Below are 15,634 nucleotides of genomic sequence, written 5' to 3' on the forward strand. Positions count from 1 at the left end.
TTCTTTTTATAATCATTTACTTCTATTTTTTATCTACACTATATTTTCCGGGGCCGATAAAAATCAAACTGAAAAATACAATGCCCAATTCAATGGCATGACTCGCACCTTTTAATCCGTCACCTTTACCCAGATGAACCAAAGCTGCAATCACCATCGTGAAAACTAAAAGCATGCAGGCCGGACGATAAAATAGTCCAACAATCAACAGGAATCCACCAAAAGTTTCTGCAACTGCCGCCATAAATCCCCAAAATACCGGGAGAAAATCTATTCCCACAACTTTCATGCTGCCCCCAAGTCCGGTCCAGCCATCTGGTCCGCCCGCTAACTTTGGAAAACCATGAATGATGAACATTACGCCCAAACCAATGCGAAGCATCAGTAAGCCTGTATTGCGGTATTTTCCTAAATCCTCAAAAATTGCCATGTTATAAATATTTAAATTGAACGTTGTTTGTTTCTACTTTTAATTCAACCTCTGCCCCTAAAATCATACTTAAATTATTGTCAATATGGCCTGTCGGGAAGTTGAAACAAACCGGATAACCATAATCTTTCACTACCTCCCAAATCACCTGATCTGCCGTTTGTCCGAAAGAAATCTTTTCTTCTTCAATCTCATTAAAAGCGCCAATAATCAAAGCCCTCAGGTTTTTTAGCTTACCAGCTCTTTTCAACATTCGCATCATCCTGTCGATACTAAACTCCTGTTCTCCCACATCCTCCAGGAATAAAATTTTATTGTCGAAATCCATCTCCGAAACAGATCCCTGAACCATGGTTAGTAAAGTCAAATTGCCCCCAATTAAAATCCCTTTCGCTTCACCGGTTTGGTTTTTAAACGCACTGCTGTACGCATAACTTTGCTGCTCACCAAAAAGGGCCTTTTTTAATGATGATAAGGCTTCAGGAGTAGATTCATCAAAAGTATAAGGCATTTGCGCATGTAAACATTGTGTTTGGCATTGTGCGGTGAGGTGCGAAAGTAAAACCGTGACATCACTAAACCCGACAAACCACTTTGGGTGTTGATGAAATGCAGTAAAATCGAGTTCATCAATAATGCGGATGGCACCATAACCACCCCTGCCACAAATGATTGCCCGAATAGATTCATCATCCAGGAAATGCTGAATATCCCGGGCTCTTAACTGATCTGTTCCGGCGAACTGGTGGTGACTGGCATAAACACTTTCACCAATAACCACTTCCAGTCCCCAGCTTTCTAAAATGCCAATCGCATGATCAATGGGTTTGGGTAATTTCTTCGCCGGGCAAACTATGGCAATCTTATCTCCTTTTTTTAAATACGGGGGCTGCTTAATCATCTTTAAAACACTTATCTTTGCCAAATTAATAAAAATTGTTTTGGATAATAGTAAAATAAAAAGATATACCGTAACGGCAGCACTACCATATACCAATGGACCGGTTCATATTGGGCATCTTGCCGGTGTTTACATTCCTGCTGATATTTACGCCCGTTACCTCAGGTCGAACAAACGTGATGTAAAGTTTATTTGTGGCTCTGATGAAAACGGTGTGCCGATTACTTTAAAGGCCAAACGTGAAGGCATTACGCCGCAGGAAGTGGTAGATAAATACCATAAAATTATTGGTGATTCTTTTAAAGAATTTGGCGTTTCTTTCGATATTTATCACCGTACATCCTCGCAAACACATCATCAAACCGCATCCGATTTCTTCAAAACGTTGTATGATAAAGGGATATTTACAGAAGAAGTTACGGAGCAATACTATGATCCAACGGCAAAGCAATTTTTAGCCGATCGGTACATCACCGGAACCTGCCCTAAATGTGGCAATGAAAACGCTTACGGCGACCAGTGTGAAAATTGCGGTTCTACACTAAATGCTACTGATTTAATTCATCCGAAATCAACCCTTTCTGGTGATCAACCTATCTTAAAGGAAACCAAAAACTGGTTTTTACCTTTAGATCAATATGAGGAACGGTTAAGGAAATACATCGAAAGCCATAAAGAATGGCGGCCAAACGTTTACGGCCAGTGCCAGAGCTGGTTAAATGCAGGTTTGCAGCCACGTGCCATGACCCGCGATTTAGACTGGGGTGTGCGTGTACCGCTTCGTGATGCAGAAGGGAAAGTATTATACGTATGGTTTGATGCGCCGATAGGCTATATCTCCGCCACAAAAGAGCTTTGCAACTACGCCAAACTGGATGTTTGGAATCCAAAAGCCGAAGAATACTACATTAACAATTACGAAAGCGATAAATGTGGCTGGGAAGAATACTGGAAAAGCGACGAAACCAAATTGGTGCATTTCATTGGTAAAGATAATATCGTTTTCCACTGCATTATTTTCCCGGCGATGTTAATGGCCCATGGTGATTATACTTTGGCTGATAACGTGCCTGCAAATGAATTCCTGAATCTCGAAGGACAGAAAATCTCTACTTCTAAAAACTGGGCAGTTTGGTTAAACGAATACCTGCGAGACTTTGAAGGGAAACAGGATGTATTGCGTTACGTGCTTACTGCAACAGCGCCAGAAACAAAAGATAACGACTTCACCTGGAAAGATTTCCAGGCCAGAAATAACAACGAGTTGGTAGCCATTCTAGGTAATTTTGTAAACCGTGTGGTGGTGCTTACGCATAAATATTTTAATGGTGCGGTGCCAACCTGTATGGAAATTACAGCAGTTGATCAGGCTGTGATCGATGAATTGGCAGGTTATCCTGAAAAAATATCAGCTTCTATTGAAAACTACCGTTTTAGGGAGGCGCTATCGGAAGTGATGAATGTAGCCCGTTTAGGTAATAAATACCTGGCCGAAACCGAGCCCTGGAAATTAATCAAAACGGATGAGGATCGGGTAAGAACCATTCTTCATGTTGCGCTCCAGATTGCGGCGAATATTCAAATCTTAATTGAACCGTTTTTGCCTTTTACAGCAGAGAAATTAATGAAAATGCTGCAAAATGGCGGTCACGACTGGGATGATGCAGGAAGCGTGGCCCTGTTGAAACGTGGACATCAAATTGGCGAAGCAACGCTGTTGTTCGAAAAAATTGAAGATGCAGAAATTGATTTCCAGATCGAGAAATTAAACCAGAGTAAGTCGGCTAATGCGGTAAACAATGCGACCGCTACACCTGCAAAAGAAAATATCAATTTCGATGATTTCTCTGCCATGGATATTCGGGTGGCGACGATTGTAGCAGCCGAAAAGGTAGAAAAAACTAAAAAGTTACTAAAGCTTACGGTGAACACCGGAATTGATGAAAGGACTGTGGTTTCGGGTATTGCCGAACATTACAAACCAGAAGAGATCATTGGCAAACAGGTGAGCATGATTGTTAACCTGGCACCTCGTGAAATTAAAGGCATTCTTTCGCAAGGCATGATTTTAATGGCTGAAAATTCGGAAGGTAAACTCACTTTTGTAGCACCTGTTGATCGCTTTACTGAAGGCAGTGTGATTAGATAGGTCTTTTTTAAAGGAGTTTTTATTAAAGGAGTTTGTCATCCTGAGCTTGTCGGAGGAATGAGGACGTGATATTCAAAATAAAAAAGAGATTGTTCATATTGATACAATCTCTTTTTTTTCTGGGATTGACCGCTTTACTTAAAGCATTAGAAAGCATTGATGAGCAGCATCAGTCGCTATCCAAAAGGATAGCACTAACCTTTTAGATAGTGATGAAAATCGCTGGGATGGTATTTCTAAATTTGGGACATAAAATTTAGAAAACATGAAAAAAATCCTCCATATTATTTCAAGTCCCCGGGGTGGTGCCTCCGTGAGCATTCAATTAGGTAATGCAGTGGTATCAAAAATTCAGGAAACTTATCCTGAATCGATTGTAAAAGAAAAAAATCTTGCGCAACATCCATTTCCCCACCTCGAAGAAGTACACCTCAATGCGTTTTTCACCCCTGCCGAAAGCAGAAGTGCTGAAAATTTAGCGGCCATTCAACATTCTGATGAAGCCATTGCGGAGCTTCAGGAAGCAGATATCATTGTAATCGGTGTACCCTTTTATAATTTCGGTGTGCCTTCCACCTTAAAAGCGTGGGTTGATCACATTGCCCGGGCAGGCGTTACCTTCCAATATACCGAACAGGGGCCACAAGGATTAATCACTGGTAAAAAAGTTTACCTCGCCGTTGCTTCAGGAGGGATTTATTCTGACGGACCGATGCAGGCTTATGATTTTGCTACGCCATACCTCAAAGGTGTGCTTGGGTTTTTGGGCATGACGGATGTCACCGTTTTCAGGGCTGAAGGGGCTTCCATACCAGTGGTGAAAGACACTGCCTTAGAAAAAGGTATAGAAAGCATCCTTATTGCCTAATTGATTATGGTGTCTTGACTGAGGCATAAAAAAACACTTATAGATAAAATCGATATCCGGTGCGCTACTTTATTTGTTTTACAAATTGAGTAGTTTGCCGGATTTTTTTTTGCGCTTGATGCGATTGCTGCAGTGCTTTTGTGTACAATGATAAATTTTAATATTGCGGCAGATGACCTTTGGCCAATCATCTTAGCTACTAAGGTTAGTCTTTTTTGTATATAAATCTATGTTTTTTAAGATCGTTACAACCATTCCTCCAAATGATGGCGTTAACAAGATTACAATTGCAAATGAACCCCAGAATCCCAATTTTGTTGATTTACCAAAATTTGCCAAAAGCAAACACATCCCGAGGTACAGGATAAAAATGATGATCAGCCCGTTAAACCCACGGGCATTTCGCTGTTTGATGATGCTTCCAAGCCTTTGTTTAAAAATTGTGAAGAAATGCTCATCACAATATAAGCACAAATTTGCAAACAGGAAGTATTCACTCACCGCTGTTTCGGTTTTAATATCATAAGATTAAAACTGTATACTTTATCTGTCTCTTAAGATGGCCAGTAAAGTAAATTAAATTTGTGCCCGTCAGGGTCTGAAAAGCCAAACGTATAACCTTTATCAAAATCTGCTGCATCGGCATAGATAGATGCCCCGGCTTCCTTCACTTTTTCCATCCAGGCATCAACCTCCTCACGGCTTTCGGCAGACAGACTAAAGATAATCTCCGAACCGGTATAGAGTTCCGAATTTTCCAGCTTTGCGGCAGTCTTAAATTGCTTTTCCACAAAAAAGTGAATGATAAAGTTATCCTGACCAAAAAAGAAACTTACTAAATCATCATTAAACTTACCATTTGGCTTAAAGCCCAGACTTGTATAAAATTTCGCAGTGCGTTTCAGATCTTTCACCGCCAGGTTTGCCCAAATCATTTTAGTGTTCATCAGAGAAATATTTAGTTAAATTACCATAAATAACATCTAGGTAAATCACTTTGTTTTCCAGCCTGAGGTTGATATAAACACTAAAGTTCAACTAGCTTTTATCCTTGCTCTTGATCCGCTCCCTTTTGCCACCAAGGTTTTTTCATTTTTCTTTGAGGAATTTCTCTACTTCTGAATAATAGTCAGATCCATAATTTTTAAGATATTCACCATTGGGTTTAAGTATAAAGAATGCCCTACAATTTTCTTGTAAAGTGAAAATATTTTTGGCAAAAAAACCTGAATCTAAAATGAATGTTTTCTTATCTTCAATTATATCTTTATTCGATACATTTTTAGAATAAACAAAAAAGTCATTTGTATTATTTTCTTTTGAAATTCTGGAAGAAATACGATTGCAATTATCAATGGTTAATTTAATTGAGCAAGATATTATTTTATTCGAAAGTAGAATATCCAAAAACTAATCAATTTTTATATTTAATTGAAGGTTTCTGGTTTTGGAATATTCAAGTATTTAATGTTAACCTATTTTCAAACCAGTTTTTGTTTTGTCTTTATAATTTTGCTTAATCTACGTGTGCTACACCGCTGTAGGAAATGAAAATAAATATATTTATGCACCCTTGGCGTATTTTTCATTCATCAATTTCTAGTGATAGGAAGTCTGGCTCACTAGTAGTAAGAATGCTCACACAATCGTCTATTCCTATGACCAAATATTCTTTACGTTCAGGATAATCATGATATCCTTCAACAAACCCACCACGTTCCTTTTCCAAATCAAACCAACCACCAGCTTGAACATCCCATAACCAACCAGGTACTCTTACTTCATTAATCCAGAATTCTAATAAGTTACCTTCGTCCAATACTCTAAAGCCAATGACATTTTTAAAAGTTATCTTCAATTGCCGTTGCCATTCAAATAACAGCATTATTTCCAATGATATTAAGTCATAATTTACATTAGTTATTTCTGGAAATTTGTCAGGAAAAATTAAGCCCTCAATAGCTGAAACAGAAGGTAAATCGATAGTCTTTTTAGGCATAATTTCTATTTGTTAAAATAAATATCCAGAAATTTATCCTATTTCTTTATTTAAGGGGAAGTATTATTTTTTTTGGATATAAAAATCTAATAAGAACATGTTGAAGATAGCCCTCATAAAAAAGCAAGCGATAATTCCCTTTACTTTTATTAAGGGCATTTTTAAATTAAATTTAATTAGCCTGGGCGATTAGCCCAAGCTAATAATTTTTACATCATGCCATCATCAGCAAAACTGTAATAATTTTCATTAGTTATAATCAAATGATCCCAAACTAAAATTTCTAATAATTTACCACCCTCTTTCAATTGATTAGTTAATCTGATATCAGATTGGCTAGGTTGAATATTTCCACTTGGATGGTTATGGCATAATATAATAGCTGATGTATTAGCTTTTAATGCAATTGAAAATATTATTTTAGGATCAAGTATAGTTCCACTTACACCACCAGTTGAAATGTCAATTAATCCTAGAACCCTGTTCTGTCTGTTTAACAGAATCATTTTACTCTGTTCTAAGAGCTCTATTTTCCCTAAGTCCCATTGGCATTAGCAAATCATAAGCTTGCTTAGATGAACTGATCTTAGGCCTTTCAGATGCTTTGTAATCTGGCTTGTAGCTTACTTGTACTTCAGCTACTTTAAATGTTTTTTGTACCATAAAATATTTAATTAATTATGGTACGTGAGCAAGCTTTCAACTCAATTAAATCAAGAAGCAACGGAATAAATGGGTTGTGATATGGGTAGAGCGTTTATGCCGGAATTTCTTGAAATGTGTTGAGGGTATAGGCTTTTCTTTGTTAAAGAATTGATTAAATTATTTAAATATGATCTTCGTCTTCTTCATAACTAATATAGTCAATAGGAACTCTATCAAGATCAACTTTGAAAATTTTGAAAAGCGGAAAATTTTGTGGAGTTAATGTAAAATTATAATGGAAACTAGATTCGTAATATTTATCAATATCATTTATGATCATGATATCTCTCAATGCCCCAAGATAATTTGTATAAAGACCCCTATAAATGTTAATCATGCTCGCAATAAACTTTTCAGGAATTATGTTGTCTAAATCTTTTAAAGTTTTTATGCCATAGTTTTTTAGTTCTCTAAGAATTTGCTCATCAGCTCCATTGAAATGTGGTTCCATATTGATTTCTGTTACAAGATCAGCAAACTTAACGTTGAGGTATTCTTCAAGAGATATGGAATTTATAGGTGTATCAAGTTCTCCAATTTCTGTGTCAATTTTCACTTTGTTCGCATAGGAATCAATTTCTTTGGATAGTTGATTAAACTCCCTATCAATAAGCTCTAATGCTCCAGATAAAACCATTAGTCGGCGTTTAATTTCCTTTGGTAGAACACCAGAAAATTTGTAATTTTTGTCATGTTCAATTTCCGCCCAAGAATGCTGTAAGATAGTACGGACTTGTATTTCAAAGGCTAATTGTCTATACTTTTCATTTTCTGGTAGGCTAGCTCTTTCATTGTTTAATTTGCAAATTAAATGAACTGATTTGTAACCCACTCTATCTTCGCCTAGCTCTTCATTTTTATTAACACTTCTTTGTTCATCGATTTCAAATAAACTTCTTGTAAGATTACAAATTGTTGTTACATCGTCCTCTACGTAGGCAATAATCCTAATCCCCAAAAGATCTGTTAATTCGTTTAATGGGTCGGAATAATTCTTTAGTTTTATCTTTTTCTTAAAACTTTCTGGGGTCTTAACGCGATAAGCTAACCCGTGAGGTTTTAAATTAATTAAATTTAGATTTTCTTCAATTATGTTACGGATTTTTATTCCAAGTAAATCGTAGTTGTGTTTACTGGATATATAGTCATTTACATACTCTTGGGAGCTTTTCATTATATTGAAAGGATTTATCTATTTTAAATTTTCTGAAGATAATCAGTAATATCTTGAGATTACAGAGGTTAAATGTATTTAAAATTCTATAAATCATTAAATAGATGTTTATCTCTTATGACATATCACTTCAGATTTAGTTGAATTGCTAAATTAGGCTCACAGTTTGCGAATAGAGTAAGTGTGATAATCAATAGTTGCAAAGTTACCAGATCACTTGTGCGGGAGGAGAAAGTTTCCTTTGAAACTTTCTCTAAATTATGATTAATAACGTTTTGGAACGTAAGTTTTATTTCCGCTATTATTAATGTAGTATTGACCACCACGTGAACCAGTTTGAATTGCTTTTCCAGATCCATAATTGTTAGCTGCTGGAGTATAATCTTGAGCACGTGTACCAGAAGTTCCTGTGTAAGGATTTGAATTTCCTGTTGTTGAGAAATTATCACGATTTGTATTGTTCGGAGTAGTGCTTACATAAGGCTTCACGTAAGTTTGTGTGCTTGGTTTGTAGTAGCCAGCTGTAGATCTTGTAGTCTGTGCTGATGCTGTAAATCCAAAAGACACTAATGCTAAAAATAATAATTTTTTCATTTCGAATAATTTAATGCCTACTCTTCCAAAATGCAGTTTTCGGCTTCCCTGTTACATTTGTGAATGTAACTTATTACTATGGATGGAAAGTAAGGGAAACCGTAATGAGATTGATGTTTGAGATTTATTAAGTAATATCCAAAAAAATGATTAATTCCTTTATTTTAAGGGGAAGGTTTTAGTTCTGGATATTTATAAATAGGAATGTTTTAACCTTTTGCTCTTTTAAAAATAGAGGAATTAGATTAAGATTCCGTTATAAAGTTTAGGAATTCTCTCCCCATTTCAGTTGTCCTCCTGCTTAAAGTACCATCCCCACTCATCATTGTACTAAAATTACTGGTATTTATAAATCCTGCAGAGTTAAGGTCCTGCCATATAATGTTCAATAAATCTAAATTGCCTTGTAGTTGATCGAATGCTTTCAAGAGATGGCTACTAATTGACCCCATCATCAAATTTTGTGGCACCATGTTATTAATCGTAAACCACTCTTTTGGATCGTCCAAGTATTTTAATATAGTTATGTGCCAGGTTGTGAAATTATTTAATTGAGTAAGAAAAATATGAGATTTAGTTTTATCGGGAGAATGATGTAATGCGGTGTTAATTACTGCATTTTTAAATGCATTTAATTTGTCTTCTTCGCTGGTTCTTATAGCTAAATTCGTTGCTTGAATTATTGTGTCTATGAACTGTTCGTTATTTGCTAAATCATCTAGATTTAGTGCACTAGATTCTTCAAGGTTTTTTAGCCTTTCCGCAATATCATTCATCCATTCCGCCCTGCGCCTATCTAATGGTGGAGTTACAACCGTATTAAATAATTCTGCGGCTAGAGGCCCAATAACTGGTATCATATTAATTGCACCCCTTACCGTTGAATAAGCGACATCTCCAATTGTTGAATCATTAATATCTTTTTCCATGTTTGGTTTATATTTTTTTATACGTTTAAGAAGTTGTTGTGTAATATAGTGAATTAACGTTTAATGCGAACCGCCTGCGAACTGAGAAAACGTATGAGGATAATAGTTGCAGAGTAAAGGGATCCGATCTATGTTTTACACAAGCGATTCGCGATGTTATCAAATTGTTAATTTGTCAATTATGCACCGATTTGTTCAGCTGGTTTGCTATAATTGCTGCTTACTATATAATATGAGAAACATTTTTACAGTTATGTTAATAGCCCTTGTGATGGTGAGCTGCAAAAAGGATAGGCCAGATTTGACGCTTCAAGGGAAATGGATTAGCAATGGATACAGCAAAGCTTATTTCGATTCCAATAACCACCAAATCACTCCTTATATTCCCGAGTCTGATGTCCAGATTAAATTAATCTTTGATGGAGATAATGTAAGTATCCTGGATTCATATAATAATGCAACTATTACAATTCCTTTCACCTCAAATAAATATGGCAAAGACATCAATCTTAGTTTAGGAGGGAAAGGTATTTATTTAGTCAATAACTGGAATGTTGTAAAAGAAGAAGATGGCTCTTTGTCGCTAACAGGCGATATCACCCATGCGATGAGCCCGCTGTATTATGTTAATGGCAACAAAATAGAAGTAGATCATGTGTTGATCAAGTTGGACTTGAAAAGAATAAACTAATAGCTTTTATAAAGAATGCGTACCGCTTGCGTATTGAGCGACAGTCGTTGCAGTAAAGTTCGAAGAACGATGCAACGTTATGTTTTATTCCTTAGTCCTTCGCGGCTGTAATTAGATAAATAAACAGACCGACTCCAGTTCCACCAGCTATAAAACCACTAATTAAATATAATGTCCCGTTTCCATTGGCAACCGTCCATACGTTTGATAAACAGTAAAAACCCAATGCTATTAAAAACAGGGCTGAAATTGATATCAATGCGTTTACTATTGATGATTTCATTAGAACCAAATATGGCATTTATAGTTGGCTCACCGCCTGCGAACTGAGAAAATGTGTGAGAACAGGGAGCTGTTAAACAGCGAGGTTCGATCTATGTTTTAACACAAGCGACTGGCGAGATATTTGAATAAATATCATGATAGTCGTGAAGCATTTTCGATTACGCAGGTGAGCTGAAAAGTGGAATGCGATTAGATTCATCCAGGATGTAGCGAAGCAAAATCCTAGATAAAGATAGAGAAAGCATTCATGAGGCAACCGCTTGCTCAAAAGAAAAACCATGACAGAATGAAATTATGGCGTGTTGTTTTTCGTGAGCTTAGTCTTGCCGAATACCGATCTTTCTTCCTTAACCTACAGTCTTTTCCTAAGAACCACTGACAGAAAAGCAAAGCATTGCCCCTCATAAAAATGCAATACAGTATCTAAAGCACCCCATAAAGATTAAACCCTTACCTTCTCACGTAAGCCACCAAATGAGAAAGGGGGTATCAGGATGCTTATTCCTTTGTGATAAAGAAATTAAGTAGATTTAGCTTATGAATGGCAAATTACAACAACCGCAATTTTTATGGGAATGCATGATGATGCAGTCATTTGGTGAGGTTGAAAGCTTTATTGATGAGTTAGGATTCGACTATAAGGAAAAACAAATTAATGGACTGCTTTATAGTGCTATAGGTGAAGTGTTGATGTTAGGATTTGAGGAGAATACAATTAATATGGTGACTTATAAAACAACGTTCGAAACATACTACACAGCATGTGTGGATTATGCAATGAGAGATTTAGATTATAAAATAATGATTGATGAGTCAAATAATCGCGATCATGTGCTTAGGCTCGACGGAGAAACTTTAACATTATTTTGCCTTAAAATGATTGCTAATGAATCAATTAGTTATTCTCTTCGGCTTTTTTTTAAAACTGGTATAGCAACGGCTAAAGCAAATGTTACAGTTTTACCCTTATGATTCCCTTATTAATCAAATGAGCCTTCCTCACTCACGCCGCCGTTAGTGAGCGGAATAGGTTTAGAATGCCATTAACTACTAGTAGTCATTATAAAGTCGCCCTGTCGTTTTTCTGATTTACTTATAACCACGTAACCTTCTCTGCCCGCTAAATGATCCCATGATTCTTTTGGACTTCGCCAATGAACAAATAAACATCGGTGAGGTTATTAAGTTTTACATCTGGTGGCAGGCTGGTTAGTAAAGATATTTCTTCAAATTGTAGTTTTATAAGGGTTGATAAATTTGAGGCAATGGGTTTATTTGCAGTTGCGCTGTAGATCGTTTAAAGACAGTATTTTGAGGCATCAGATCAGTCAAATTGATAGGAAACTTCTGATATAAATTGATATATTTGCAGCAAATAAAATAATATTAACAAGGCTTGTTGGCTGATGTTAAGCTTTAATTTATTGTTAATCAATATGTTGTGCTTTATTACATTTGCGCACATCAAAACGGTCCCGTAGTTCAACGGATAGAATAGAAGTTTCCTAAACTTTAGATATGAGTTCGATTCTCGTCGGGACCACTTTTCAGATTAAAACAGAAGCCCTTTAAACGCATTAAAGGGCTTTATTGTATCAAGCGTTTAAAATGAAAACGGGAACCATCTTTTCAGACGATCCCCGTTTATCTAAATTAACGCTCTCCTATATTATACGACAAATTGCGATCCTTATTGTGCAGGTTTAAAATTACTTTTTTAATGACGGGCGGCTTTTGATGGTGGGTTTGTCCTTCGACAAGCTCAGGATGACAGATGGTTGGAGGGATTTGCGAGTTGTATGCGTCTCGTAAACGGGTAGATTGCCGCGTCGTTCCTCCTCGCCATGACGGAACGGGATTTTGATGCCTATGGGTTGACCTTACCAACACTTTTTCGTCGAGAAATTACAGGCGTTGGTCTATAGGCTCTTACTACTGGTATAATACCGCATTTTTGCCTGCAACGTTTTGGGCTTGGTGTCGTCTTATTATCAGAAAACATTAAGAAACTTAAAATATAAAGTCATGAAAACATTAGCCAAAACATTATTCGCAACAGCATTAACAGCAGTATTATTTGCTTCTTCAGTAGCCACTACTTTTGCAGCTGATTCAGCTCCGCTGGCCAAAACTTCATCGGTTAAAAACATAAACCGCATTTGGGTAAGTGGTAACGTAAAAGTGGTGTTAACCCAGGGTGATCAGGAAAGTATCAAAGGTTCTGAAAATTATGATGCTACTAAAACTTCGGTAATCAGCAATGGACAAACGCTTTACATCAACTCGATGGAATCGCAACAGGTAACACTGAACATTACGGTTAAAGATTTGCAGCGTGTAGAAGCATACGGTCAATCGGTAGTGGTAACCAGCAATAATTTCGATGTCAAACACCTTCAGTTGTTTTTGAACCAAAATGCTACGGCAAAAATCAAAACGACTACTGCGAGTTTGTACACGGTGGTTAAAGAAGACGCGGTATTGAAATTGAATGGTACAGCAGTAGAAAGTACGATGATTGCCAGTAATATGAAAAACGTGAAACTGAGCGATTTCGCCAGCCGCAAATCAGAATCGTTCATTGCCGATGAAGTGATTGCAGCAGACAAAGTTGCGATGAGCCTGGCAAAATAATTCATTCAGATCCTGAATATGTTGAAGCTGCCCTCTAATGGCAGCTTTTTTTGTCGCTAAATTATTGATAAGGATTGCCGCGTCGTTCCTCCTCGCAATGACGGATGGGGTTTTAGTGGTGGGTTTGTCCTTCGACAAGCTCAGGATGACAGATCGGGTGGAGGGATTTTCGAATTGGACGGATCTCGTAAACGGGTAGATTGCCGCGTCGTTTCTTCTCGCCATGATGGAAGGGTTCTAGAAATAGTTTCCGGCTTCGGAGATGATGGAAAAAGAAAACATTAAAGCTTTCGCAAAAACTTCCATATCATCTTGCCTAAGGCATCGCGTTTTTCCCGACTTTTCGTCGGGACTTGTGATGCCGCTATAAAAGCTTTGATGATTTTATTCGACATCAGATCCAGGCCTTGATTATTCATTAGTTGTTTTTGTTTTACTTGCATTCATGAGCTCGCAGAAATGCTCGGTTTTTTGCTTCTTTGTTATCAAGAACAAAGAAGGAGGCTGCCGCCGATGAGGCGAAAACAAAAATCGAACCTGATAGTCAGGACACGTTATATGGGATTTGCAAATTGGACGGATCTCATAAACGGGTAGATTGCCTCGTCATTCCTCCTCGCCATGACGGAGTGAGGTTTTGATGGTGGGTTTGTCCTTCGACAAGCTCAGGATGACAGATCGGTTGGAGGGATTTGCGAACTTGACGCGTCCCGTAAATCGGCAGCTAGCCGCGTCGTTCCTCCTCGCAATGACGGAAAGTTTTGATGCCTAGGAGATACATTTTATCATCTGAGATTACAAACAACAGCTGCCTCACCAGCAGCTGTTGTTGCTTAACCCTTTCCAACAAGGAATCAGCTTTGCTATTGGTAAGCAAGCTTTATGTTGTTATTATACCTTTCCTCTATTTTACAACAGTTGCCTCCAGCTCCACTTTTAGTGTTTCAAAAAGGGTGTTAACTTCTAAAACTGTGGTAGCCTGTTTGATATTATGTTTCATGATCCATGCTTGCAAAATGTGAAAGCTTTCAAAAAACGCTGCTGTATCGGTATGGTAAACATTTAATCGCACTGTGTTTTTACATTCATAACCTGCTTCAGTAATTAGTTTTTCCAGGTTTTCAATCGCTTCGGTTAATTGAGTGTCCATATCCGCATCGCTCGAAATCCCATCTGCACTGATGGCTGTTTGCCCTGAACAATACAAGGTTCCGGCTACTTGCTTTACTTCTACTGCCTGTACGTAATTTCTCTGGTCCTGCCATTTCCATGGATTGATCGATCTTGTTTCCATTGTATATCTTTTGATTGTGAGCTACAAAGTTGAAGATTCGAAAACATTTTCATGTTGACATTGATCACGATTTCAATGTGCGGTTTGTCACATCAATTGGAAAACCGGCTGAGCGTTTCTCTGGAAACACCGAGGTATGCTGCAAGTAATGATTTCGGAACCCGTTGTACCAATTGCGGATATTGTTTTAGCAATTGCAAATAGCGTTCTTTTGCATTGGAAGTAAGCAGCGATAAAATTCTCCGTTGCGCTGCAATATTACCAAAGTGCGCTTTCTCCAGGAAAAAGGCTTCCACTTTCTGTAAATTAGCACAAAGCTTACGGTAATTGGCCAAAGAGATGCAAAGCACTTCCGTATCCTCAATACATTCCAGGGATAAAGTTGCTCTTGTTTGCGTCAGGTAGGCAAAGAAATCACTTTCCCACCAATCTTCCATCGCAAAGGCAATGATATGGCTCTTTCCTGAAACATCATGGTGAACGAGTTTTGTTAAGCCAGAAACGATAAAATAGGAGTAGCCAACCGTTTCTCCTTCCTGAATGATAAATTGGTGCCTTTTGTATTTTTTAATTGAAAAGTGACTTTTTACCCATGCAAATTCCTCATCACTTAAGCTAACAGTCTTTTCTATATGTTTTCGTAATGTTTCGTACATGATTCAATCCATTGCGAATTTACATTTTGCTTTGATAAAACAGGTGTTAAATGGAAGTTGCCGATATGATTTCCTTCTTTTTATTACCCTCGTTTTGCAAACATATTTCGTGGTTTTGCATACAGTTGACGAAAGGATGTTGCCGAATTTTGAATCATTAAAACATCAGGATTATGGAAATAAAAAAAATAACATTGGGCAGCCAGGGATTGGTTGTTTCGAATATGGGTTTGGGTTGTATGGGCATGACGGGTTTTGAAGATGGCCACATGTATGGCCCTGCAGATGAACAGGAAGCGATTGCTACCATTCATCGTGTGTACGT

General features: G+C 37.4%; 17 protein-coding genes and 1 tRNA gene. 6 read left to right on the forward strand and 12 right to left on the reverse strand.

The genetic code is table 11. The features are described from left to right. Positions 1–22 precede the first annotated feature (22 nt). Both ON09_RS16170 and ON09_RS16175 read right to left on the reverse strand, forming a co-directional pair. Complete coding sequence (locus tag ON09_RS16170; RefSeq protein WP_010602106.1) at positions 23–430, reverse strand: DoxX family protein; 408 nt, start codon at positions 428–430, stop codon at positions 23–25. Between the two features lies 1 nt (position 431). After that, on the reverse strand, positions 432–1,331 hold the full coding sequence (locus tag ON09_RS16175) for a S66 peptidase family protein (protein WP_010602107.1): 900 nt from the start codon (positions 1,329–1,331) through the stop codon (positions 432–434). Between the two features lie 40 nt (positions 1,332–1,371). Between ON09_RS16175 and metG the strand changes: the two genes are divergently transcribed. Together metG and ON09_RS16185 are read left to right on the forward strand one after the other, a co-directional pair. Further along, positions 1,372–3,480: a methionine--tRNA ligase gene (gene metG / locus ON09_RS16180; protein WP_029204392.1), complete on the forward strand. Its 2,109-nt coding sequence runs from the start codon at positions 1,372–1,374 to the stop codon at positions 3,478–3,480. A 265-nt stretch (positions 3,481–3,745) separates the two neighbouring features. Then, positions 3,746–4,348, forward strand: coding sequence for an FMN-dependent NADH-azoreductase (locus tag ON09_RS16185; protein WP_010602109.1), 603 nt, complete (start codon positions 3,746–3,748; stop codon positions 4,346–4,348). Positions 4,349–4,902: 554 nt separating this feature from the next. Here ON09_RS16185 and ON09_RS16200 read toward each other — a convergent pair. From ON09_RS16200 to ON09_RS16230, 7 genes are all read right to left on the reverse strand, one after another. Further along, positions 4,903–5,295 carry a VOC family protein gene (locus ON09_RS16200; RefSeq protein WP_010602112.1) on the reverse strand — a complete coding sequence of 131 codons (393 nt, stop codon included), beginning with the start codon at positions 5,293–5,295 and terminating at the stop codon, positions 4,903–4,905. 142 nt (positions 5,296–5,437) lie between these two features. Continuing rightward, positions 5,438–5,755, reverse strand: coding sequence for a hypothetical protein (locus tag ON09_RS16205; RefSeq protein WP_010602113.1), 318 nt, complete (start codon positions 5,753–5,755; stop codon positions 5,438–5,440). A 178-nt stretch (positions 5,756–5,933) separates the two neighbouring features. Next, on the reverse strand, positions 5,934–6,347 hold the full coding sequence (locus tag ON09_RS16210; RefSeq protein ID WP_010602114.1) for a hypothetical protein: 414 nt from the start codon (positions 6,345–6,347) through the stop codon (positions 5,934–5,936). A gap of 209 nt (positions 6,348–6,556) precedes the next feature. Further along, the gene (locus ON09_RS16215; protein WP_010602115.1) at positions 6,557–6,853 is read right to left on the reverse strand and encodes a JAB domain-containing protein; all 297 of its coding nucleotides are present in this window, start codon (positions 6,851–6,853) and stop codon (positions 6,557–6,559) included. 320 nt (positions 6,854–7,173) lie between these two features. Continuing rightward, on the reverse strand, positions 7,174–8,226 hold the full coding sequence (locus tag ON09_RS16220) for a GTP pyrophosphokinase (protein ID WP_010602116.1): 1,053 nt from the start codon (positions 8,224–8,226) through the stop codon (positions 7,174–7,176). A gap of 264 nt (positions 8,227–8,490) precedes the next feature. After that, positions 8,491–8,820, reverse strand: a complete 330-nt coding sequence (locus ON09_RS24340) for a hypothetical protein (protein WP_010602117.1) — start codon at positions 8,818–8,820, stop codon at positions 8,491–8,493. Between the two features lie 245 nt (positions 8,821–9,065). After that, positions 9,066–9,749 carry a hypothetical protein gene (locus tag ON09_RS16230; RefSeq protein ID WP_010602118.1) on the reverse strand — a complete coding sequence of 228 codons (684 nt, stop codon included), beginning with the start codon at positions 9,747–9,749 and terminating at the stop codon, positions 9,066–9,068. A gap of 253 nt (positions 9,750–10,002) precedes the next feature. Between ON09_RS16230 and ON09_RS16235 the strand changes: the two genes are divergently transcribed. Further along, entirely contained in the window at positions 10,003–10,440 is a 438-nt protein-coding gene (locus tag ON09_RS16235) for a hypothetical protein (protein ID WP_157258984.1), read from the forward strand. 91 nt (positions 10,441–10,531) lie between these two features. On the opposite strand, the gene ON09_RS16240 is transcribed toward ON09_RS16235, so the two are convergent. Continuing rightward, entirely contained in the window at positions 10,532–10,723 is a 192-nt protein-coding gene (locus tag ON09_RS16240; protein ID WP_039842628.1) for a hypothetical protein, read from the reverse strand. 539 nt (positions 10,724–11,262) lie between these two features. On the opposite strand from ON09_RS16240, the gene ON09_RS16245 reads away from it, so the two are divergent. The 3 genes from ON09_RS16245 (at position 11,263) to ON09_RS16255 (ending at position 13,359) form a co-directional block, all read left to right on the forward strand. Beyond that, positions 11,263–11,697 (forward strand): hypothetical protein, encoded by a 435-nt coding sequence (locus ON09_RS16245; protein WP_010602120.1) that lies wholly within the window; start codon positions 11,263–11,265, stop codon positions 11,695–11,697. A 499-nt stretch (positions 11,698–12,196) separates the two neighbouring features. After that, positions 12,197–12,268 (forward strand) — tRNA-Arg (locus ON09_RS16250). A gap of 482 nt (positions 12,269–12,750) precedes the next feature. Then, positions 12,751–13,359, forward strand: coding sequence for a GIN domain-containing protein (locus tag ON09_RS16255; protein WP_010602121.1), 609 nt, complete (start codon positions 12,751–12,753; stop codon positions 13,357–13,359). 904 nt (positions 13,360–14,263) lie between these two features. Here the strand turns inward: ON09_RS16255 and ON09_RS16260 are convergent. Then, positions 14,264–14,653: a RidA family protein gene (locus ON09_RS16260; RefSeq protein WP_010602122.1), complete on the reverse strand. Its 390-nt coding sequence runs from the start codon at positions 14,651–14,653 to the stop codon at positions 14,264–14,266. Between the two features lie 92 nt (positions 14,654–14,745). Further along, positions 14,746–15,309 (reverse strand): Crp/Fnr family transcriptional regulator, encoded by a 564-nt coding sequence (locus ON09_RS16265; protein ID WP_010602123.1) that lies wholly within the window; start codon positions 15,307–15,309, stop codon positions 14,746–14,748. Positions 15,310–15,634: the final 325 nt, after the last annotated feature.

The sequence above is a fragment of the Pedobacter agri PB92 genome, assembly GCF_000258495.1.
In the GTDB taxonomy this organism is placed as follows: Bacteria; Bacteroidota; Bacteroidia; order Sphingobacteriales; family Sphingobacteriaceae; genus Pedobacter; species Pedobacter agri.